Source organism: Anaerobacillus sp. ABA4_114 (assembly GCF_056159065.1).
In genome coordinates this window covers 737613-757635 of sequence record NZ_JBSWUM010000001.1, presented here as the reverse complement: position 1 = coordinate 757635, position 20023 = coordinate 737613, and the positions used below count along the sequence as shown (strand labels likewise).

Below are 20023 nucleotides of genomic sequence, written 5' to 3'. Positions count from 1 at the left end.
CAAAAAAACAGCTGCTTCCGCAGCTGTTATACAAAACGCTTCCTTCTCGATGAACCGGGTATCCCCAATTCTTCACGATATTTGGCAATCGTTCGTCTCGATACTTGTATTCCTTTTTGTATATGAAGAGCCTCTACGATCTTTTGATCCGAAAGCGGCTTCTTTTTATCTTCCTCTTCTACAAACTCTTTAATGAAGATCTTTACACTAGATGAAGAGGTTCCTGTCTCTGTTTCACCAGAAAGTCGAGAAGTAAATAGATCCTTCAACGCATATAGGCCTTGAGGCGTCTGCACATATTTATTCTTTATAGCTCGACTTACCGTTGACTCATGCACGCCCGCTTCATTTGCTACTTCCTTAAGCGTAATTGGTCTTAGCTCACTAAGTCCCGTTTGAAGAAAAGAGGTCTGCTGTCCGATAAATACGGTCATGATCGATCTTAGAGTATGCTTGCGTTGTTCGATACTCTTCATAAGCCAGTTTACTTGCTGATACTTCCCTTTAATATAGTGACCGACTTCCCCCTTTTCAAACGACTGATAAGCCGTACTTACCTTCATCGAAGGAAGTTCATCATCTAATAGTTTGATCGTGTATGTTCCTTCGTTCTCTTTAATGATTATGTCAGGGGCTACATAATAAGGCTTTTCGTTATACCATTTTGAGCCCGGTCTCGGATCAAGAGCAGCTATGACATCTGATGCGAGCTGGATATCCTGAAGTTTCACATGATACTCTTTTGAAAGCTCTCGAAATTTCTTTTCTGCTAGCGCTTTCAAATTTTCGTTTACTAATTTGCGAGCAAGGGTGTGTACCTCTGAAGTTGAATGTAACTGTAAACTTAAACACTCTGCTAGATTTCGTCCACCTATTCCTGGTTCAAGTGATTGTAATACACGTACCGCTTCTTCATACTCTTGATTTGTCAGCTGAAATTGCATGATCACTTCATGATCACGTATACGTAAATAGCCAGCTTCATCTATATTGTCTATCAAGTAATGAATCACTTTCGCTTGGTGAGGGCATAAGTTCAAACACCGCACTTGTTCGTGAAGCTCTTCATTCAAACTCTTGCCTCGTTCAGCAACATAGTCTAAGGAGTCGGCACGCTCTCCTCGGCCAGCGGCTTTCGCACGAATACCCGTATCCCATGATGGTGTATGAAGTTCGATAAGAGGATTCTCAAGTGCTTCTTCTTTTATATAATCCAACAGCTCTAAAGTCGAATATTGAAGAATGGATATTGCCTGACGCAATTGAGTTGTCATTACGAGTTGCGTTGTCTGCTTCTGTATTAATCCTAGTTCCATCGCAATCCCTCCACCTTTATCATACTATATTGATTCAACATATGGTAAGAGGAAAGTGAAAATGACCAGAATTTTCAATCATTTAATACGCCTCGATTTCACAAAAATGAGCAATGCGCCCACTCACTCTCCATTATTCGACATACAGTATAGTACAGAGAGAAAAAAGGAGGCAAAAACCATGGATTTGACTGTATATGGTATTGCTTTGCTTCCAGTCATCATTGGAATCGTCCAACTCTTCAAGATATTTGGTTTTCCGGCTAGATTTCTACCGTTGCTTTCTATTGGTGTAGGAATCGTCATGAGCTATATTTATATTGATCCGGATATCAAAAAAGCTTTTTTGATTGGACTTTGGCTAGGATTATGCGCTTCTGGTATGCATTCAGGCTTAAAGCATACGATGAATGGGGCAAGCAAGAAACCAAGTGACCGAGAAGATGACAAGCCAGGTAAGAAGCAATAATCTAACTTTTTAAGAGTGGACAAGGTTCACTCTTTTTCTTTGTCTTGATGCTCTTCTCCAAGATCCAACCAGCTCAGCATCTCTTTAACAACGTTATTTAGCTTTTTGTTCACGATTTGATCTCCGTACACTTTTTTTGCTTTTTCAATCGTTTCTACTACTTGTGGTTCAAATTGAATGAGCGGCATATCTTCTTCTGATTCATTGTACAATTCCACAACGTTCTCAAGTCCCTCTGTGATGCGATCGATCGCATCACTTAACGACTTACTTTCTCCGCTATTTACTTTCAAAGAAATCCCTACCTTCAGCACAGTTATAGCTCTAGTGTTTGTCACTTTCAACCAAAAAATCACCTTGCAAAAAAAAACCTTGTCACGTATAATTATCCTTGCCCTTAACGTATGCGCCCGTAGCTCAGTAGGATAGAGCGGTGGTTTCCGGTACCACGTCTGTCGGGGGTTCGAATCCCTCCGGGCGCGCCAACTACATAATTACAACCCCTTTTCATTCCGAAAAGGGGTTTTTTGCGTCTTCCCCTTTATAGAATGGGGTTCTTGACGTCTCATTCGTCTCATAGTATTGTAAAACCAAACATACGTTCTTACAGGCGGTGAAGATCATGTTCCGACTAAGTAAAGAGGAAGCAAGTGCTGTTCGGGATTATTTATTGCTTCCTTATGTTAAAAAGGTACTGGAGCTCGATGCTGCATGGATTCATCGTTCTAAGATGAAGCTTCCACGCCCTTATTTGGAACTGATCAATCAAGCTTTCACTCTCGCTTCCACAGATTTAAAAGAAGCAAAATCAGTCCTTCATAAGCAACACATCAAAACTTCAGTTCAGGATACAAAGGAAGATATCGTCATCTATACTGTCTATTGTCGTGGATACAACCAAACGTATCGGTACACGTCAGTCCAAATTAGAAACCTTGTTGAAAGAAGAATTGCGGGTTACTTTTTAAGCGATCACCGATTTAAAAAAAGACAGATTCGTTCTGTTTAAAACGGTTGTCAGCGGGGAAAATGGAGATATGTAGAACCATCGATGTGCTGGCGAAAAAATTAATAGTCAAAAAGAACAGCACTTTATTTGACCTATATTGACCTTTTCGGTATGATGAACCTACAGCAACTACATATTTGAATGAATAAAAGGGAGGAATTTTATTATGGTATTAATTCCAACGGTTATCGAACAAACAAACCGCGGTGAAAGAGCATATGACATCTACTCTCGTCTTCTCAAGGACCGCATTATCATGCTTGGAACTGCAATCGACGACAACGTATCGAACGCAGTTGTAGCTCAGCTTCTTTTCCTAGCTGCAGAAGATCCAGATAAAGATATCTCTCTTTATATCAATAGTCCAGGTGGATCAATCACAGCTGGAATGGCAATCTACGATACAATGCAGTTCATTAAACCTAAAGTATCTACAATCTGTATCGGAATGGCTGCTTCAATGGGAGCGTTCCTACTAGCGGCTGGTGAGCCTGGTAAACGTTATGCACTTCCAAATAGTGAAGTCATGATTCACCAACCACTCGGTGGTACACAAGGTCAGGCTTCTGATATCGAAATTCATGCGAAGCGTATCATTCAAATGCGCGAAAAGCTCAACAAAATTCTTGCAGAGCGTACTGGTCAGCCTCTCGATACGATCGAACGCGATACGGATCGTGACCGTTTCATGGAAGCTCTTGAAGCAAAAGAATACGGCTTGATCGACGAAGTTATGGAGAAAAAAGCATAAATAAAAAAAGGTTGCCGTGATGGCAACCTTTTTTCTTTAGTCTTCTTTTTGAATGAAGTCCACAAGAGATGAAACAGCATCTTCTTCGTCGTTTCCATCTACTGTTAAAACAACAGAAGAGCCAGAGCCCACCGCAAGACTCATGATTCCCATGATACTCTTCGCATTTACCTTTTTACCGTCTTTTTCTAGAAAAATATCTGAATTAAATCGATTTGCCTCTTGAACAAAGAGTGCTGCAGGTCTTGCTTGTAATCCTGTATCCAACGTTACGACTACTTCTTTTTGAACCACTTTTCCATTCCTCCTTTATTTATAAGAAAGCGCTATCTTTATTGATGAAAAAAATAAGTATATGTGTTTGTTATAGATTTGCTACGTACTTACCAACAGCATTCCATTTATTAAGACTTCTAAACGTCCCAACGCTATGTTCTCAAGGCCTAGAATAGTAGAAAATCAAGCCCGCACTACTCGCGCAGGCTGTAATTTTTCTGCTTATGTTATTGGCTTTCCTGCACGGAGCTTTTCAGCTAACTGATCGATCTTTCGAAGTCTGTGGTTGATTCCCGACTTACTGATCGCACCACCAGTCAACATCTCTCCAAGTTCCTTAAGGGTAACATCCTGATGCTTCACTCGAAGTTCAGCAATTTCTCTCAATTTATCTGGTAGGATATCTAATCCAACTTCATTTTGTATAAAGCGAATGTTTTCAACCTGTCGGAATGCAGCACCAACTGTTTTATTTAGATTAGCTGTTTCACAATTTACGATCCGATTAACAGAGTTTCTCATATCTTTCATGATGCGAACATCCTCAAAATAAAGCAATGCCTTATGAGCGCCTACTACACTTAAAAACTCTGTAATTTTCTCGCCCTCTTTAATATAAACGATGTATCCTTTTTTACGCTCGAGCATTTTTGCATTAAGATCGAACTGATTCATAAGCTTACACAATGAATCCGTATGCTCCTCATACATCGAGAATATTTCTAAGTGATAAGAAGTTTCAGGGTGATTGATCGATCCCCCTGCGAGAAAGGCTCCTTTCAAGTATGCTCGTTTGCAACAAGCCTTTTTCGTAAAATCACTAGAAATGTTTCTTGTAAACATGAACGCATTGTCCATAATACCTAAATCCTCAAGGAGATCTCTAGCACTCGAGGAAACACGAACAATGTAGACATTATTTTTTTTAAGACGCATCTTTTTACGTACGAGTAATTCGACATCGTAATTATAAAGACGTTTGATAAGCGTATAGATCCTTCTCGCGATCGCAGCATGTTCAGTAGGTATATCAAGGATCAGTTGTCTGTTCCCAAATGATATGGACCCATTCATTCGAATGAGTGCTGCGAGCTCTGATCTAGAGCAGCACGCTTTACTTTCGAGCTGTGTTAATTCTTTCTTTGTATCGGCAGCAAATGACATCGCTATCCCCCCTTTACCATGCAGGGGCCCATTGACCCATCACCATCACTTTTTATCTTCTAATAATGACAGTAAAATCGAAGATATCTTGATGGCATCGTGGCGTACATATTTCTCATCATATTGAATAATTTTATCACTGATTACTTCAAAACCAAAGCTCTTCAACCTATTTTCGTCATATTGCACAACCTCTGCCTGTTCTTTTGCATAGCGTTTTGCATAATAAGTTGGGATGACCTGTTTGTTAACAATGATCGTTTCAATAAGCTTGTAATCAATATGATCAATGAGTGCCTGCACATGGTCACTTGCAGTGTAATTTTCTGTTTCACCTTGCTGAGTCATGACGTTACACACATACACTTTCCTAGCATTGGAGTGACTGATTTCATCCGCAATGCCGGGTACAAGTAGGTTTGGTAGTATGCTTGTATAAAGACTCCCAGGACCAAGGACGATTAAGTCAGCGTTTCGAATCGCTTCCAAAGAATCTGGTAAAGCTTTTATCCCAGGAGGCGAGAGAAATACTTTCTTAATCGTTTTATTCGTTTTAGGAATTTGAGACTCACCTTTTACGAACGTTCCATCTCGCATTTCAGCATGAAGAACGACACTTTGATTCGAAGCTGGAAGGACTTTACCTCGTACATTCAGTACGCGACACATCTCCCGAACGCCTTGGACAAAATCGCCTGTAATATCCGTCATAGCGGCTAACATGAGGTTTCCTAGTGAATGACCGGATAATCCGTTACCATTTTTGAATCGATGTTGCATCAAGCCTTCTAATAAAGGCTCGACTTCAGCTAGTGCAGTGATGACGTTTCGTACATCACCCGGTGGAGGGATATCAAATTCATCACGTAAGCGACCTGAGCTTCCACCATCATCAGCTACTGTTACGATAGCCGTAATATCGACCGGGAATGTCTTAAGTCCACGAAGCAATACCGAAAGGCCGGTCCCTCCACCGATTACGACGACCTTCGGAAGTTTTGTGTCTGTCATATTATTTGCTACCCTTTCCTTTTTCAATATCCCTGTGCGTGATGTTCGTTCGATACTCACTTTCAAAATGATGGCCGATGTGTTCAGCGAAAGCAACAGATCGATGCTTTCCGCCTGTACACCCTATGCCGATAACGAGCTGACTTTTTCCTTCCCTTTTGTATTGCGGAAGCATGTACGCCAGCATATCGATCAATTTATTTAAGAATGTCTGCGTTTCTTTCCACTTAAATACATAGTTCGATACTTCTTCATCTACTCCTGTTTTAGGACGCAAGTGCTCAACATAATGTGGGTTAGGCAAGAACCGAATATCGAAAACAAGGTCAGCGTCGATCGGAATACCGTATTTAAATCCAAATGACATGACGTTTACTCCAAAGTTTTCTTTTTCGTTAGAGGAGAACCGGTCCATGATTTTTTCTCTTAGCTGAACAGGCTTGATATCGCTCGTATCGATGATTTGCTGAGAACGTCCTTTCAGCTCCTCGAGCATTTCACGCTCTACTTTTATGCCTTCGAGTGGTAGCCCTTCCGGCGCAAGGGGGTGAGATCGTCTCGTTTCTTTATATCGTCGAACGAGCGCTGAGTCACTAGAATCAAGGTACAGAATTTCAGCATCTAATTGCTCATTGGTTCTTAGTAAATCAACTGCTTCTAAAAGATGCTCAAAGAAATCTCCACCTCTTAAGTCCATGACGAGAGCAACTTTATCTAACTTACCTTCGGAGTTTTCGATCATCTCAACAAACTTCGGCAGCAGTGCAGGTGGTAAATTGTCGATGCAGAAATACCCCATATCTTCAAAACACTGCATCGCTACGGTTTTACCAGCACCACTCATTCCAGTAATAATGACCATATGAATACGCTTATCGATTAGTTCGGCCATTTTCCCCACTCCATTTCTCAATTCTCTAATTATGATATGACGATCAACGTATTAAGATGGATCTAGTCGGTATGATAGTAACTTAAAGTCAGGTGTATACGTAAATGTTCCATATATAATGCCGTGTCCCTTCATCATATAATCAAGAATATGATAGTCTCCAGGAGCCATCGGCAGTTCACTCACTTCGTCTGCATCTACCCACGCTACTTTTCCTTCCTCTGACTGCTCAACGGGTTCTCCGTCATACTTTGTTGAGAGGAATGTAAACATCATCCATTCAGATTTAATCACGTCATTTTCTTTAATAATAAAGGTAAAGATTCCTTTTAACTTCGGGTCTTTTAAATAAACACCAGTTTCTTCTCGAAACTCCCTAATGACCGAATCTCGGATCGATTCTTCTGATTCCATCTTTCCACCAGGTGCAACCCACCAACCTCGTCTTGGTTTTTGTAGGAGTAGAACTCGATTATTAGGTTCGTCGAATAAGATACAGTTTGTTACGCGTTGCACAATTACCACCTCAATTCGGCATCTTCTATTTTGGATTAGGCTTTTATATTTAAACGTTCAATAATCTAAATTTCTAATCATAGTATACTATGATTGTTTAGCATGAACAATGTAAGTGGATTATAGCCAAAAAAAAGAGCACGGGCTCAATAAATGCCCGTGCAAATGTAAAATATTTTAAAAGGGGGTCAAATCTATTTATATTGTACCCCATCATTGTTTCATAGCTGTTACAGCAGAATTAAAAGCATGTCACAGGTACCTTTTGACGAACTTACACGAGTGATTTTTTCTTAGCGTCTTCGAGCGTTTCAATGTAATGCTGAACAGATTGTGCAGCGATACTGCCATCACCTGTTGCCGTTACAATTTGGCGAAGCATCTTATCACGGATATCTCCAGCTGCGAAGATTCCTGGTACTTCAGTAGCCATCTCTTCGTCTGTCACGATATACCCTTCTTCATTCGTGATGTTCAAGTCTTTAACTGCCTGATTCAATGGAAGCATACCGATGTAAATAAAGACACCATCTGCTTCAAAGTCTCTTTCTTCTCCTGTTTCTGTGTTCACAAGGACGGTCTTGCTTACTTTACCGTTTTCTCCTGCGATTTCTTTCACAGTGTGGTTCCAAATGAACTCGATCTTTTCATTATCAAACGCACGCTGCTGAAGAATTTTTTGGGCACGTAGCTGGTCACGACGGTGAACGATCGTTACTTTTGAAGCGAAGCGGGTTAAATACACGCCTTCTTCAACAGCAGAATCGCCTCCACCTACAACAACTAGTTCTTTGTTTTTAAAGAATGCTCCGTCACATACAGCGCAGTAAGAAACGCCACGACCGCTATACTCTGCTTCACCCGGAACACCAAGTTTCTTGTATTCTGCACCGCTCGTTACGATTACAGCCTTCGCATGAAACTCTTGATTTCCTGAAACTACTGTTTTGTATTCTTTATCATCACGGATTTCTTTTACATCACCGTATTGATACTGCGCGCCAAACTTCTTAGCGTGTTCAAACATTTTAGTAGAAAGGTCTGGTCCGAGGATATGATCGAATCCAGGATAGTTCTCAACTTCCTCAGTATTCGCCATCTGGCCACCCGGAATTCCGCGCTCAATCATAAGAACGTCAAGGTTTGCGCGAGAAGTATATACTGCTGCAGTCATTCCTGCCGGTCCAGCACCAACAATAATCACGTCATATATTTTTTCACTCATGTGTTTCACTTCCCTCACGTTGTAATCTATTTATATTAATTATTAAGAAATAATGTTTCTTATCTAGTATAATAACTGATGATAAAAGGAAAGTCTAGCAGGTTGCTTACCCATCTCTTTTTGCTAGTAGATTCGTAAGTTTCTTTCGATATGCATGTACAGTCGAGCTAGAGATTTCGAAGGTTTTTGCTACTTCAATCTGTGATACGTCCATCGCATTTAGCTTCTTCCACATGTATAGCATCGCCGCTGCAACGCCCTTTGAATTCTGAAAGGAGCTATTGTCACGTTGTAGCTTAACATAACAAGGTAACCATACGGTAGAAATGAGCTCGTGCAGTTCCGTATCAGTTAAATACGATTGCTCTAACTCCGCAATCACACGCATTCCAGCGGTTACATACGGAGAGAAGTCACTATAGTTCGTTATCGTGACTACCTCATCATCAACAATCCTTACTTCTTCTCCTGAAAGAGTCAAAGCTATATAAGCAGATAGCTCTTTAATAAGAAGTGGTTCATCCTTACTTTTACAGTACGAATGAAGAATTGAAGCGCCAGCAGGATCTCTTTTCGTGTAAAGAAGCATCAGATGTGTCATTTTTCCATAATAATCATGTTTCTTAACTTTTTCTTCCGTATCGCGCGGCGTGTGCGATCGATAGTTGATTCGATCAGTCGTTAACGTTCCGGCATCTAACGCTTCGATATGAGAAGTTGCGATCTCATTCATTGGATCTAACTGCTTGATTCGCTCCCAATATCGTTTTGCGACTTCCGGACGATCAAGGTGAAAAGCAGATACTGCTAACCAATGATAGAAAGGCACATTCCATTCTGGACGCGTCACTTCCACTTTTCTTAACCAATAGAAAGCTAACTCGTGCTCATCAAGAAAACCTAGTGTACTTCCTAGCTTGTACCTATGATCAACATGAATTGGATAGACGTTCTTAAGCCTCTCAACCATCACATCACGCTTCACGTGCTGTCCAAGGAAATCGTAAAACAAAGCAAGGTTGCATACTGCATTTAAATTTCCTTCGTTCTTAGTCAATACGAGATCGAGAACCTTTATCGCTTCTTCATACTGCTCATTATAAAAATAAGCTAGTGCCAGATTATTATAAGCTGGCCAAAATTCAGTATAAACACTAGTCATATTTTCTAAAAGCTCGATCGCTTCAGGAAATCTTCCTGATTCGATCGCACCTCTAGCTTCCTCATGTTCCTGAATCAAACTTTCTTCACTTGACTCAAGGACAGTTTCTTCTTGTTCAAACGAGATGAGTTCGACTAGTTCTTCGGCATCTTCAAGAAACTCACCCTCAGGTTCGTGCACCAGGTAAGTTTTCGCATGCGTTTCTGCTTGTTGAAACAAACCCATATGGGCGTAATTGTTTGCTAGAAAGAAATAGCATTCATATAAGTCAGGATCAAGATCATCAAGAACAAACGTAAGCCAATTATTCGATGCTTCATATTCGCCTAATTCTGCAAGGACCGCTGCCAATTGACATATATAATCGACCTCTTCGGGTTCAAGCTTTACAGCTCTTTCAAGATGCTGTCTTGCTTTATCAAGGTTCCGCTGTTGATAGGCTCTCATAGCCTTATTAAAAAAATAATCTCCGTTCTGGATGAACGGAATCAAACGGCCTTTTAGTTCCGAAGAAGCATGAAGTTCTTTCCTCATGTTTTCCCCCATTACTTTCTAAAAGTAGTTCTATACCAGTCATGTCCGTTCAAAAGTATAACATACATCTGTTTCCAATCGTGTAGGAAAAATCTATGAAAGAGTGAAGAGATATGGTTGAAATGAGCAGAAAAAAGGCTGCCGAGATAATTCGACAGCCTCGTAAACGTTTATAGTGTAGATTACTTCCACATGTTCTCTTTTCTCTCCATCATCTTCTGTGCGATAAAGCCAACTCCCATGCCTAATAGAACACCCGGTCCAGGATGTCCAATGAACAGCCCGATTGCAAGTCCGATAAATAAAAAGCCTACGAACATAACCGATCTCTCCTCTTCATAATCGCCTTTCTTTTACATACGATTCACGATCGAAAAGGTTTCACGAACTGTGTCGTTTTTCGAGAACATTCAATACCTCATCTAGTGGGCAGTCTTGTTCACGTAGTAAGACCATTAAATGAAAGAGAAGGTCGGCAGATTCCCACGTCAACTCTTCTTTGTCTCTATTTTTGGCTGCGATGATCACTTCTGAAGCTTCTTCCCCAACTTTCTTCAGAATTTTATCGACACCTTCCTCAAAGAGGTAAGTGGTATACGCTCCTTCAGGCCGTTCTGCATCGCGCTTAGCTATGATGTTTTCAAGTGTATTTAAAATCTCAAAACGAGACTCGACTGGCTTAGTTTCTTCCGCTAAGAGTGAATCGGAAAAGCAAGAGTAATCTCCTTTATGGCAAGCAGGACCAGCCGGCTTAACGAGAACTAGCATAGCGTCTTGATCACAATCGTAGCGAAGATCAACAACTTCCTGGGTATTGCCAGAAGTCTCCCCTTTATGCCACAGTTCATCACGAGAGCGGCTATAAAACCACGTTTCTTTCGTATCGATGGTTTTCTTTAGCGATTCTTCATTCATATAGGCGAGGGTGAGCACTTCTTTACTCATTGCGTCCTGTACGATTGCTGGAACAAGTCCTTTTTCATCAAAATTGATCGTTTCTACATTCATCGAATCGCCACCCCGTTTTCTTTAAGAAGTTTTTTTACTTGAGACACGGATGTTTCTTTGTAATGAAAGATCGAAGCGGCAAGTGCTGCATCTGCTTTCGCTTCACGAAACACTTCTAAAAAGTCATCTGAGGAGCCTGCCCCACCAGAAGCGATGATTGGAATCGTAACAGCTTTACCGATTGCATTCGTAAGTGGTAAATCAAATCCTTCCTTACTACCATCCGCATTCATGCTTGTAAGTAGGATTTCTCCAGCCCCCATCTCCTCGGCTTTCTTTGCCCATTCGATCGCATCCCATTCTGTTTGAGTGCGACCACCATGCGTATACACACGCCATGTGTTTAAATCAGGCTCCCACTTTGCATCGATTGCCACGACCATACACTGTGTTCCGAAATAATCAGCACCTTCACTAATTAGTTCAGGCCGCAATACCGCAGCTGTGTTCATCGATACTTTGTCGGCACCTGCACGAAGAACACGTTTCATATCTTCTAGCTTATTGATTCCTCCACCTACAGTAAATGGGATGGCAAGCTCAGCTGCGACTTGTCGCACTACGTCTACCATCGTTTCTCTTCCTTCGTGAGAAGCAGATATATCTAAGAAGACAAGTTCATCTGCTCCCTCTTGATCATATACCCTAGCAAGCTCTACGGGATCACCCGCATCACGAAGGCCGACAAACTGTACACCCTTAACAACTCGACCATCTTTTACATCAAGGCATGGAATGATCCGTTTCGTTAACATGTTTAAACCTCCAGAGCTTGTTTTAACGTGAATTTCTCCGTATAGAGAGCTTTTCCTACAATCGCACCGCTTATCGACTCACTTCTGCTGCGTAGGCTCGTTAAATCATCAAGTTTACTAACACCACCAGATGCGATGACTTCTTTTCCAGTAGCTTCTCCAAGTTCAGCAATCGCCTCTACGTTAGGTCCTGAAAGCGTACCATCCTTAGAAATATCTGTAAATATGAAAACTTCTGCGCCGTGGTCAGCAAGTTCCTTACCAAGATCCACTGCTTTGATCTCAGAGGTTTTTAGCCATCCTTCAACCGCTACATAGCCGTCACGTGCATCGATTCCAATCGCGATCTTCTCTTTATAACGTGAGAGCATCTTCTTTACAAATTCAGGATGAGAGATCGCACTGCTTCCGAGAATAATTCTGTCCACGCCATTTTCAAGATAATGTGCAACATCTTCCTCCGTACGGATTCCTCCCCCAACTTGAACGTGAACACCAAGCTCTTGAGCCACTTTTAATACATGATGATCGTTTACACGTTTCCCTTCTTTCGCACCGTCCAGGTCCACCATGTGAATCCATTTTGATCCGTCATCTGCGAATTTTTTCGCCATGTCATAGGGTGAGTCTCCATAAACCGTTTCCTGATTATAATCTCCCTGTAGAAGTCGAACACATTTCCCACCACGTATATCGATTGCTGGATAGATCGTAAAGGCCATTCTATACGTCATTCCTTTCCACGTATTCTGCAAAGTTTTTAAGAATCGTTAATCCTGCATGACTGCTTTTCTCAGGATGAAATTGTGTACCGAACACGTTGCCTTTCCCAACTACAGCTGGAACCTCTTCGCTGTAATCAGAAGTTGCGATAAGCACATCACGGTCTTTCGTATCAACATAGTAAGAATGCACAAAGTATACGTGCTCATCAGATACGCCTTGAAGAAGGAAAGAATCAGGCTGTAGTCTCGTCAATTCGTTCCAGCCCATGTGTGGAATTTTATACTCCTGACCAGTCTCATCTTTGTATGGGAACTTTTTCACTTTACCAGGTAAAAATGAAAAGCCGTTCGTCTCTCCATTTTCTTCACTTCCTTCAAAAAGAAGCTGCATACCAAGGCAAATACCAAGCAATGGTTTCCCTGCTTCCACTTCTTTTTCGATGAATGACTTTAAACCCGTTTCAACTAAGATGGCCATCGCATCTCGAAAAGACCCCACCCCTGGAAGTAGTAATCCGCTAGCCTTCGCTAACTCTTCTTCCTTCTCAGAGACAAAGTAATCAAAACCAAGTCGTTCGAGCGCTTTACTTACACTATATAAATTTCCCATTCCATAGTCGATAATACCGATCATCACAGCATCCCCTTTGTCGAAGGAACACCTTTCACACGTGGATCTAATAAGGTAGCTTCATCCAACGCACGGCCTAACGCTTTAAAGATCGCCTCGATGATGTGGTGGGTGTTATGTCCGTAATGTACGATGACATGAAGATTCATGCGCGCTTCAAGAGCAAGCTTCCAGAGGAATTCATGCACTAATTCAGTGTCGAATGTACCGACGCGATCTGCAGGTAATTCAACTCGATATTCAAGGTGAGGTCGATTGCTTAAATCGACGACAACTTGCGCAAGAGCATCATCCATCGGTACGAATGCATTTCCATACCTTCTGATTCCTTCTTTTGATCCTAACGCCTGGCGAATCGTCTCACCAAGACAGATTCCAATATCCTCTGTCGTGTGATGATCATCGATCTCCGTATCTCCGTTTGCCGTTAGAGAGAGATCAAACTTCCCGTGTTTCGTGAATAAATCCAGCATATGTGTTAAAAAAGGAACTCCTGTCTCTAACTGTGAATTTCCCTCTCCATCTACAGCAAATGTTAGATTAATAGAGGTTTCAGAAGTTTCTCTTGAAATTGAATAAGTTCTCTCATCAGTCATTACATGTCCTCCAATCGAAGTTCGATCGCTCTTGCGTGAGCATCCAATCCTTCCAACTTAGCAAGTGTTGCAATACTATTTCCGTTTTCCTGTAACGCCTCTTTACTATAAGAAATCACACTTGATTTCTTTATAAAATCGTCTACCGAAAGCGGACTCGAAAAACGGGCCGTTCCATTCGTCGGTAAAACGTGGTTAGGACCCGCAAAATAATCACCAACAGGTTCTGAACTATAAGGTCCTAAAAAGATGGCTCCCGCATGCCGAATCTTCCCTAGCAATGCCATCGGATTCGTTACGAGTACTTCAAGGTGCTCAGGTGCTAGTTCGTTTACAGCCTCTACTCCCTGTTCAATGTTTTCTACAACGTAGATGACCCCATAATCTTCGATAGACTTCGAAGCAATTTCCGCTCGAGGAAGCTGTTCGAGCTGTCTTTTCACTTCTTTTTCAACAGATTCAGCAAGGGACATCGAATCCGTTACGAGTACTGCACTCGCTCGTTCATCGTGCTCAGCTTGAGACAGCAGATCAGCTGCAACGTATGAAGCCTTTGCACTGTCGTCAGCTAGAACAACAATTTCACTCGGTCCTGCAATCATGTCGATATCAACAAGCCCAAACACTTCGCGCTTTGCAAGTGCTACGTATATATTTCCTGGACCAACAATCTTATCAACGGGTTGAACCGTTTCAGTTCCATAAGCAAGTGCTGCGACCGCTTGTGCGCCACCCACTTTGAAGATTTCTGATACACCCACTTCATTCGCTGCTACCAATACACCTGCTGGAACTTTCCCTTCAGCATCTGGAGGAGTAACCATCGCAATGCGCTTCACTCCTGCAGCAGATGCAGGTATCACGTTCATTAATACGGATGACGGATAGGCAGCTTTTCCCCCAGGTACATAAACGCCAACAGAATCTAACGGCGTCACTTTTTGGCCTAACATCGTTCCATCTTCTGAAGTTGTAAACCATGATTGACGTCTTTGCTGTTCGTGAAACGTCCGTATATTCGTAGCCGCTTCTCTGATCACCGATACGACCTCATCTGATACATTTTTGTACGCTTCATGAATTTCATCGGCAGAAACACGGTAATCGTTGAGGTCTGCTCCATCAAACGTCTTTGTAAACGTTGAAACAGCTTCATCACCGTTTCTTTTCACCTGATCAAGAATCGACAAAACAGCTTGTCGCTGCTCTTCCGTCCCTTCTTCTATTGAACGTTTTATCGAAATGCCCTGATTCATGTTAACGATTCTCATAGTCATCTACTCCTTCAACAACAGCTGCCAAACGTTCTACCATATCATCGATCACACGATCTTTTGTACGATAACTGACTGGGTTCACAATAAAGCGAGATGTGATCGACTCGATAAATGCCGTTTCCATCAAGCCGTTCTCTTTTAACGTTCGCCCTGTTGAAACAATGTCGACGATGCGATCAGCCAATCCTATTAGAGGCGCAAGCTCAATCGATCCGTTTAGCTTTATGATTTCTACTTGTTCGCCTTGCTGTCTAAAATAATTGGATGCGACATTTGGATATTTTGTAGCGATTTTAGGTGCTACACCTGCAACTGGCTTGTCCGTTATTCCCGCAACAGCAAGGTAACAGTCACTGATTTTAAGGTCCAACACTTCATAAACGTTCCGTTCTTCTTCGAGCATCACGTCTTTACCAGCGATTCCAACGTCAGCTACACCATGTTCTACGTAAGTCGGCACGTCCATTGGTTTTGCAAGGATAAAGCGGAGATTTTCCTCTTCTATTTCTAGAATCAATTTTCTAGAGTCGTCAAATTCCGGAGGCAACTTATATCCTGCTCTACGAAGCAAGCCAACTGCTTCTTCGAAGATCCGTCCTTTTGGCATCGCCATCGTAAGCATTACATCGTCCCCTTTCCGTTCTTACCGATTAAATAAACTACGTCGTCAAACCTTTCGGAGAACGCATCTAGATCTGCTACCCCGCTTAATTCCTGCATGACGACTCTCTCTCCATTAGCTCGTCTATCCGTTACTTGCTCAATGGCTTCTTGCTTTCGTTCAGGGCTGAAAATAATAGCAGATGGAAGCGTTTCTTCTCGATTTGGATTCAATGCTTCCGCGAGATGATCTAGTCTTATTCCAAATCCAGTTGCTTGAGCTGGACGATTGAATCGGCTTAGCAATTCATCATAGCGGCCTCCGTTACTAAGAGGTACACCAAGGTTATTTGCATATCCTTCGAAAACAACGCCTGTATAGTAGCTCATATGACTAACGAGCGTGAAATCGAATTTAACGCGATGAGCGACACCATATGCTTCAAGTGTATCTAAAAGGGTCCGTAGATCGCGAAGGACGTTTTCCCCTTTTTCAGTTGGAAGGAGCTCAAATGCATCTCCAAGCTTCGATCCATCTCCTCTTAATGTTAAGAGATCCATCAAACGCTTTTGATCGATGCTTGACAGCGCCATTTCTCTTACATGCTGACGGTACCCGACATAATTCTTCTCATATAAAAAGCGTCTTAACGTAGCTGCGCGCTCTTCGTTTCCTACGATCGACAAGAATAGTTCCTGAATAAATCCTACGTGACCGATGGCGATTTGGTATTCTTCAAGACCTGCTTTATTCAACACCTCTGCCATCAGGGCGATGACCTCTGCATCAGCACTCGCTGTGCCATCACCGATCAGTTCTACCCCGATCTGTTCAAATTCAGCAGGCTTTCCTCCTTCATCTTCCTGAGCCCGGAAGACATTGGAATCATATGCAAGCCTTAGTGGAAACGGCTCATGTTTTAAACTAGATGCAGCGACCCTTGCGATCGGCGCCGTCATATCTGGTCGTAACACAAGCGTTTTGCCACGTTGATCAAGAAGCTTGAATAATTGCTGATCGAGAATAGCTGAGGCATCTCCAACGGTTTCATAATACTCAAGCGTTGGGGTATTCATAAAACGATATCCCCATGTTTCTGTAACCCCTTGAATCTTTTGCCTAATGTTTGTTTTAAGATCATATAATACCGGCAGCGTATCACGCATACCGAGTGGCTTTTCAAAAACAAATGGTACTGTCATCAATTGCACCCCGCTTATTATACTTTAGTTCGCTAACATACTAACAAGATGAAGTTATCTGTAGTTTACATCTCTGACATACTAACGTCAACATATATGAAAATAATTCCCTATAACGATTTCCTCTAATCTGAACTTTACACCGATGAATCTATTCAATCTCCTTTTTTGAATGAAAGGTATAGGTGCAATTGGATAATATAAAGGAAAGTAGGTGTATTTCGTTTGGTTTAGGCGAAAATCCTGCAATGTGCGGTCTTTTTTGTTACAGTAACGGAGGGCGACACATATCGTAATAAGAATACCGCAGAAAGTAGGCGAAAACATGATACAACGGAAAACGAAACGAGAAATTCAGCTCATGAAAGAAGCCGGTGAACTTCTTGCGGCCTGTCATAAAGAGCTTCGAGCACTGATCAAGCCAGGTGTAACAACCTTACAACTTGATTCTTTCGTAGAAGACTTTCTGGAGGAGCACGGAGCGACACCGGAACAAAAAGGGTATCAAGATTACCCATTTGCTACATGCGCATCAGTGAATGATGTGATCTGTCACGGCTTCCCGAACACTAAAAAACTTGAAGAAGGTGACATCGTTACGATCGACATGGTCGTTAATCTAAACGGCGCTTTAGCTGACTCAGCTTGGTCGTATGCGGTTGGGGAAATTTCTGAAGAAAAACAAAAGCTGCTTGATACAACGAAAAAATCTCTCTATGTAGGCATCGAGCAGGCAGTCATCGGAAATCGTATCGGTGACATCGGGCATGCCATTCAACAGTATGCTGAAGGTGAAGGGTTTGGGGTCGTCCGTGACTTTACAGGGCATGGAATCGGACCGACACTTCACGAAGAACCGATGATTCCTCATTTCGGTCAGCCTGGAACTGGAATGCGTCTAAAAGAAGGCATGGTCATCACGATTGAACCGATGCTCAATACAGGCGTACCTTACAGTCAGATCGATGAAGATGGATGGACTGCGCGTACATTAGATGGTTCTCTTTCTGCTCAATACGAGCATACCATTGCGATTACATCAGAAGGACCGGTTATTTTAACAATGCAAGAAGATGAGTAACGAACAAGAGGGACGTACGTCGTACGTCCCTCTTGTTTATGTTCATCCAATCACTTTACATCAATAGTGTTAAAATGCTCTTCAGCCTTAAAGCGTATCACTTCATGAAGAGATTCCTCATATGCAACGATAAAACACGTCGAGGGACCAGCCGACTTTTGCATATCTACTCCCACTCGAACTTTATCTTCTTGTATATCATAGCCTAGTAACTGTCGAAGCTCATATAGAATACCTTTGGAGCCTACAGGTATGACGCCGACTACTTTTTCCTGCTTACAAATCCATTGAAACAATGGAAGCGGTGCGATCTTCTCTTTATGATGCATCACTTCTTCCCCAACAAGTGGTTCTCCGATTACAGCAAACCTTATTCTAGGAACGATTGGAGGTGACGTGTGCGACTGTTTCTTACCGAGTACAGCGATTCCAACCGCAGACTGCACGAGTGAGATATTTGTTTCAGAGCTACCTGTTATCGTCAGATCAACACCTAGCTCAAACATTCCTTTTTCTATTCCATGAACTAATTCATCCCATTCCTCATCACCGCAGAAGTTATTAACGATGACAGAAATAGGTGTAGCACCTAATGAAAGACACTCCATCACGGCAACTCTAAACGCATAGTATGCGACCGTATCGTAAGGAACTTGAACAACATCTTGGTCCTTACTTCCGATTCCGCCGCTATTATCGTTTGTGATGACGAGAAACTGGTCTTCAAACGGAATGACAATGCCATCTCTCATGGGTTTACTACCCCTTTTTTCTCAAAGATCGCCCCCAGCCTCGGTATAAGAACGATTGCTAAAACGAGGTTAAATAGAGAACCAATAAGGAGAGCAGGAATAAGTGCAACGTAAAAACCGCTACCTAGTATAAAGAGGAAAGGCAATGGGGCAACGAACGCATTGCCAAGTATAAAAAGTACCATTGCCCACGTCTTGTTCGTTGAACGATACAACTTACCAAATAAATAAACGAGAGCTGCCATTTCAAAAGCGATCAAGAGGTGAAGAGGTCCAAGCGGCAATCCAACGATTAAAGCCGATAAAAGATGACCGAAGCTTGCGATGATTGCGCCACTTCGGCTTCCGATCAATACGGATGCAATCAAAGCTGGAAACACATCGAACGCAACACTACCAACGATCGCTGGTACCTTGATCAATGCGCCAACTACAGACAGGGCAATGAAACTAGCAAGGATGCTCGCCTGCTTTCCGTTCATTCACCCTTACGCTTTCCGCCGCGGAACACCTTCGCACTCCTTGCATACTCTACATCCTTCACACCTAGACGGTAATTAATGACTCGTGCTAGTGCAAAAAAGTAATCTGATAAACGGTTCAAATACTTCATCGGCACCGGGGAGAGCTCCGCTTCTTTCATTAACGTAACAACGTGACGCTCAGCTCTACGTGTGATTGTACGCGCGATGTGAATCGTCGATGACGGTTTACTACCACCAGGCAAGATGAATCTCTCTAGTGCCGGTGCTTCGTCAATAAACTCGTCGATTCGTCCTTCGAGGTATGTAATGGAAGACGTTTCGAGTTTAAACTCACGCTTTTTGGAAACGTTAGCCAAGTCACCACCACAGTCAAAGAGTTCATGCTGAATTTTCTCAAGGTCCTCTAATAGATCGATAAAATTATTTGGCATCAGCTCATTCAGTTCAACAATCGCTTGACCTACAAAGCCGTTGATTTCATCTACTGTTCCGTAAGCTTCCACTCTCACATCATCCTTGTCGACTCTTCCTCCAATGATACTTGTCTTTCCTTCATCCCCAGTTCTTGTATAAATCTTCATCGTG

25 protein-coding genes and 1 tRNA gene are annotated in these 20023 nt (G+C 42.2%); 5 read left to right on the top strand and 21 right to left on the bottom strand.

The window, feature by feature from the left end; genetic code table 11:
* Window positions 1-26: 26 nt before the first annotated feature.
* The gene (gene rpoN / locus ACXAEY_RS03645; RefSeq protein ID WP_474810555.1) at window positions 27-1316 is read right to left on the bottom strand and encodes an RNA polymerase factor sigma-54; all 1290 of its coding nucleotides are present in this window, start codon (window positions 1314-1316) and stop codon (window positions 27-29) included.
* A 181-nt stretch (window positions 1317-1497) separates the two neighbouring features.
* Between rpoN and ACXAEY_RS03640 the strand changes: the two genes are divergently transcribed.
* On the top strand, window positions 1498-1785 hold the full coding sequence (locus tag ACXAEY_RS03640) for a hypothetical protein (RefSeq protein ID WP_270180053.1): 288 nt from the start codon (window positions 1498-1500) through the stop codon (window positions 1783-1785).
* Window positions 1786-1811: 26 nt separating this feature from the next.
* Here ACXAEY_RS03640 and ACXAEY_RS03635 read toward each other — a convergent pair whose 3' ends face one another.
* Window positions 1812-2123 carry an atypical membrane-integrating protein (Mistic protein) gene (locus ACXAEY_RS03635; RefSeq protein ID WP_270180627.1) on the bottom strand — a complete coding sequence of 104 codons (312 nt, stop codon included), beginning with the start codon at window positions 2121-2123 and terminating at the stop codon, window positions 1812-1814.
* Window positions 2124-2191: 68 nt separating this feature from the next.
* Here ACXAEY_RS03635 and ACXAEY_RS03630 point away from each other — a divergent pair.
* The 3 genes from ACXAEY_RS03630 to clpP all read left to right on the top strand — a co-directional run bounded on the left by ACXAEY_RS03630 (window position 2192) and on the right by clpP (window position 3545).
* Window positions 2192-2270: transfer RNA gene (locus ACXAEY_RS03630), tRNA-Arg, on the top strand.
* A 137-nt stretch (window positions 2271-2407) separates the two neighbouring features.
* Window positions 2408-2794: a YhjD family protein gene (locus ACXAEY_RS03625; RefSeq protein ID WP_270180054.1), complete on the top strand. Its 387-nt coding sequence runs from the start codon at window positions 2408-2410 to the stop codon at window positions 2792-2794.
* 166 nt (window positions 2795-2960) lie between these two features.
* Window positions 2961-3545, top strand: coding sequence for an ATP-dependent Clp endopeptidase proteolytic subunit ClpP (gene clpP / locus ACXAEY_RS03620; RefSeq protein ID WP_270180055.1), 585 nt, complete (start codon window positions 2961-2963; stop codon window positions 3543-3545).
* 36 nt (window positions 3546-3581) lie between these two features.
* Here clpP and ACXAEY_RS03615 read toward each other — a convergent pair whose 3' ends face one another.
* The 16 genes from ACXAEY_RS03615 to ACXAEY_RS03540 form a co-directional block, all read right to left on the bottom strand.
* The gene (locus ACXAEY_RS03615; protein WP_474810552.1) at window positions 3582-3839 is read right to left on the bottom strand and encodes an HPr family phosphocarrier protein; all 258 of its coding nucleotides are present in this window, start codon (window positions 3837-3839) and stop codon (window positions 3582-3584) included.
* A 204-nt stretch (window positions 3840-4043) separates the two neighbouring features.
* The gene (gene whiA, locus ACXAEY_RS03610) at window positions 4044-4985 is read right to left on the bottom strand and encodes a DNA-binding protein WhiA (RefSeq protein ID WP_270180057.1); all 942 of its coding nucleotides are present in this window, start codon (window positions 4983-4985) and stop codon (window positions 4044-4046) included.
* Between the two features lie 45 nt (window positions 4986-5030).
* Window positions 5031-5996: a gluconeogenesis factor YvcK family protein gene (locus tag ACXAEY_RS03605; RefSeq protein ID WP_270180058.1), complete on the bottom strand. Its 966-nt coding sequence runs from the start codon at window positions 5994-5996 to the stop codon at window positions 5031-5033.
* A gap of 1 nt (window position 5997) precedes the next feature.
* Complete coding sequence (gene rapZ, locus ACXAEY_RS03600; protein WP_270180059.1) at window positions 5998-6888, bottom strand: RNase adapter RapZ; 891 nt, start codon at window positions 6886-6888, stop codon at window positions 5998-6000.
* Window positions 6889-6939: 51 nt separating this feature from the next.
* Window positions 6940-7413: an 8-oxo-dGTP diphosphatase gene (locus tag ACXAEY_RS03595; protein WP_270180060.1), complete on the bottom strand. Its 474-nt coding sequence runs from the start codon at window positions 7411-7413 to the stop codon at window positions 6940-6942.
* A 265-nt stretch (window positions 7414-7678) separates the two neighbouring features.
* Window positions 7679-8629, bottom strand: a complete 951-nt coding sequence (trxB, locus tag ACXAEY_RS03590; RefSeq protein WP_270180061.1) for a thioredoxin-disulfide reductase — start codon at window positions 8627-8629, stop codon at window positions 7679-7681.
* 106 nt (window positions 8630-8735) lie between these two features.
* On the bottom strand, window positions 8736-10325 hold the full coding sequence (locus tag ACXAEY_RS03585; RefSeq protein ID WP_474810549.1) for a tetratricopeptide repeat protein: 1590 nt from the start codon (window positions 10323-10325) through the stop codon (window positions 8736-8738).
* Between the two features lie 182 nt (window positions 10326-10507).
* Window positions 10508-10645, bottom strand: coding sequence for a hypothetical protein (locus ACXAEY_RS03580; RefSeq protein ID WP_270180063.1), 138 nt, complete (start codon window positions 10643-10645; stop codon window positions 10508-10510).
* 61 nt (window positions 10646-10706) lie between these two features.
* On the bottom strand, window positions 10707-11333 hold the full coding sequence (gene hisIE, locus ACXAEY_RS03575) for a bifunctional phosphoribosyl-AMP cyclohydrolase/phosphoribosyl-ATP diphosphatase HisIE (RefSeq protein ID WP_474810547.1): 627 nt from the start codon (window positions 11331-11333) through the stop codon (window positions 10707-10709).
* Entirely contained in the window at window positions 11330-12088 is a 759-nt protein-coding gene (hisF, locus tag ACXAEY_RS03570) for an imidazole glycerol phosphate synthase subunit HisF (RefSeq protein WP_270180065.1), read from the bottom strand. Before hisF ends, hisIE begins: the two co-directional genes overlap by 4 nt.
* A 2-nt stretch (window positions 12089-12090) precedes the next feature.
* Window positions 12091-12810 (bottom strand): 1-(5-phosphoribosyl)-5-[(5-phosphoribosylamino)methylideneamino]imidazole-4-carboxamide isomerase, encoded by a 720-nt coding sequence (hisA, locus tag ACXAEY_RS03565; RefSeq protein ID WP_474814726.1) that lies wholly within the window; start codon window positions 12808-12810, stop codon window positions 12091-12093.
* Window position 12811: 1 nt separating this feature from the next.
* The gene (hisH, locus tag ACXAEY_RS03560) at window positions 12812-13447 is read right to left on the bottom strand and encodes an imidazole glycerol phosphate synthase subunit HisH (protein WP_474810545.1); all 636 of its coding nucleotides are present in this window, start codon (window positions 13445-13447) and stop codon (window positions 12812-12814) included.
* Window positions 13447-14040 carry an imidazoleglycerol-phosphate dehydratase HisB gene (hisB, locus tag ACXAEY_RS03555; protein ID WP_270180067.1) on the bottom strand — a complete coding sequence of 198 codons (594 nt, stop codon included), beginning with the start codon at window positions 14038-14040 and terminating at the stop codon, window positions 13447-13449. The genes hisH and hisB overlap by 1 nt, the downstream gene beginning before the upstream one ends.
* Window positions 14040-15311, bottom strand: a complete 1272-nt coding sequence (gene hisD / locus ACXAEY_RS03550; RefSeq protein WP_474810543.1) for a histidinol dehydrogenase — start codon at window positions 15309-15311, stop codon at window positions 14040-14042. Before hisD ends, hisB begins: the two co-directional genes overlap by 1 nt.
* Entirely contained in the window at window positions 15298-15939 is a 642-nt protein-coding gene (gene hisG / locus ACXAEY_RS03545) for an ATP phosphoribosyltransferase (RefSeq protein WP_270180069.1), read from the bottom strand. Before hisG ends, hisD begins: the two co-directional genes overlap by 14 nt.
* The gene (locus ACXAEY_RS03540) at window positions 15939-17120 is read right to left on the bottom strand and encodes an ATP phosphoribosyltransferase regulatory subunit (RefSeq protein ID WP_474810541.1); all 1182 of its coding nucleotides are present in this window, start codon (window positions 17118-17120) and stop codon (window positions 15939-15941) included. Before ACXAEY_RS03540 ends, hisG begins: the two co-directional genes overlap by 1 nt.
* A gap of 325 nt (window positions 17121-17445) precedes the next feature.
* On the opposite strand from ACXAEY_RS03540, the gene map reads away from it, so the two are divergent.
* Complete coding sequence (gene map / locus ACXAEY_RS03535; RefSeq protein WP_270180071.1) at window positions 17446-18201, top strand: type I methionyl aminopeptidase; 756 nt, start codon at window positions 17446-17448, stop codon at window positions 18199-18201.
* A 50-nt stretch (window positions 18202-18251) separates the two neighbouring features.
* Here the strand turns inward: map and ACXAEY_RS03530 are convergent, their stop codons facing one another.
* Genes ACXAEY_RS03530 through ACXAEY_RS03520 form a run of 3 tightly spaced genes read right to left on the bottom strand, consistent with a single transcriptional unit; the run spans window position 18252 to window position 20019 of the window.
* Window positions 18252-18953, bottom strand: coding sequence for an ATP-binding protein (locus ACXAEY_RS03530; RefSeq protein WP_474810539.1), 702 nt, complete (start codon window positions 18951-18953; stop codon window positions 18252-18254).
* Window positions 18950-19435 (bottom strand): ECF transporter S component, encoded by a 486-nt coding sequence (locus ACXAEY_RS03525; RefSeq protein ID WP_474810537.1) that lies wholly within the window; start codon window positions 19433-19435, stop codon window positions 18950-18952. Before ACXAEY_RS03525 ends, ACXAEY_RS03530 begins: the two co-directional genes overlap by 4 nt.
* Complete coding sequence (locus tag ACXAEY_RS03520) at window positions 19432-20019, bottom strand: cob(I)yrinic acid a,c-diamide adenosyltransferase (RefSeq protein WP_474810535.1); 588 nt, start codon at window positions 20017-20019, stop codon at window positions 19432-19434. The genes ACXAEY_RS03525 and ACXAEY_RS03520 overlap by 4 nt, the downstream gene beginning before the upstream one ends.
* Window positions 20020-20023: the final 4 nt, after the last annotated feature.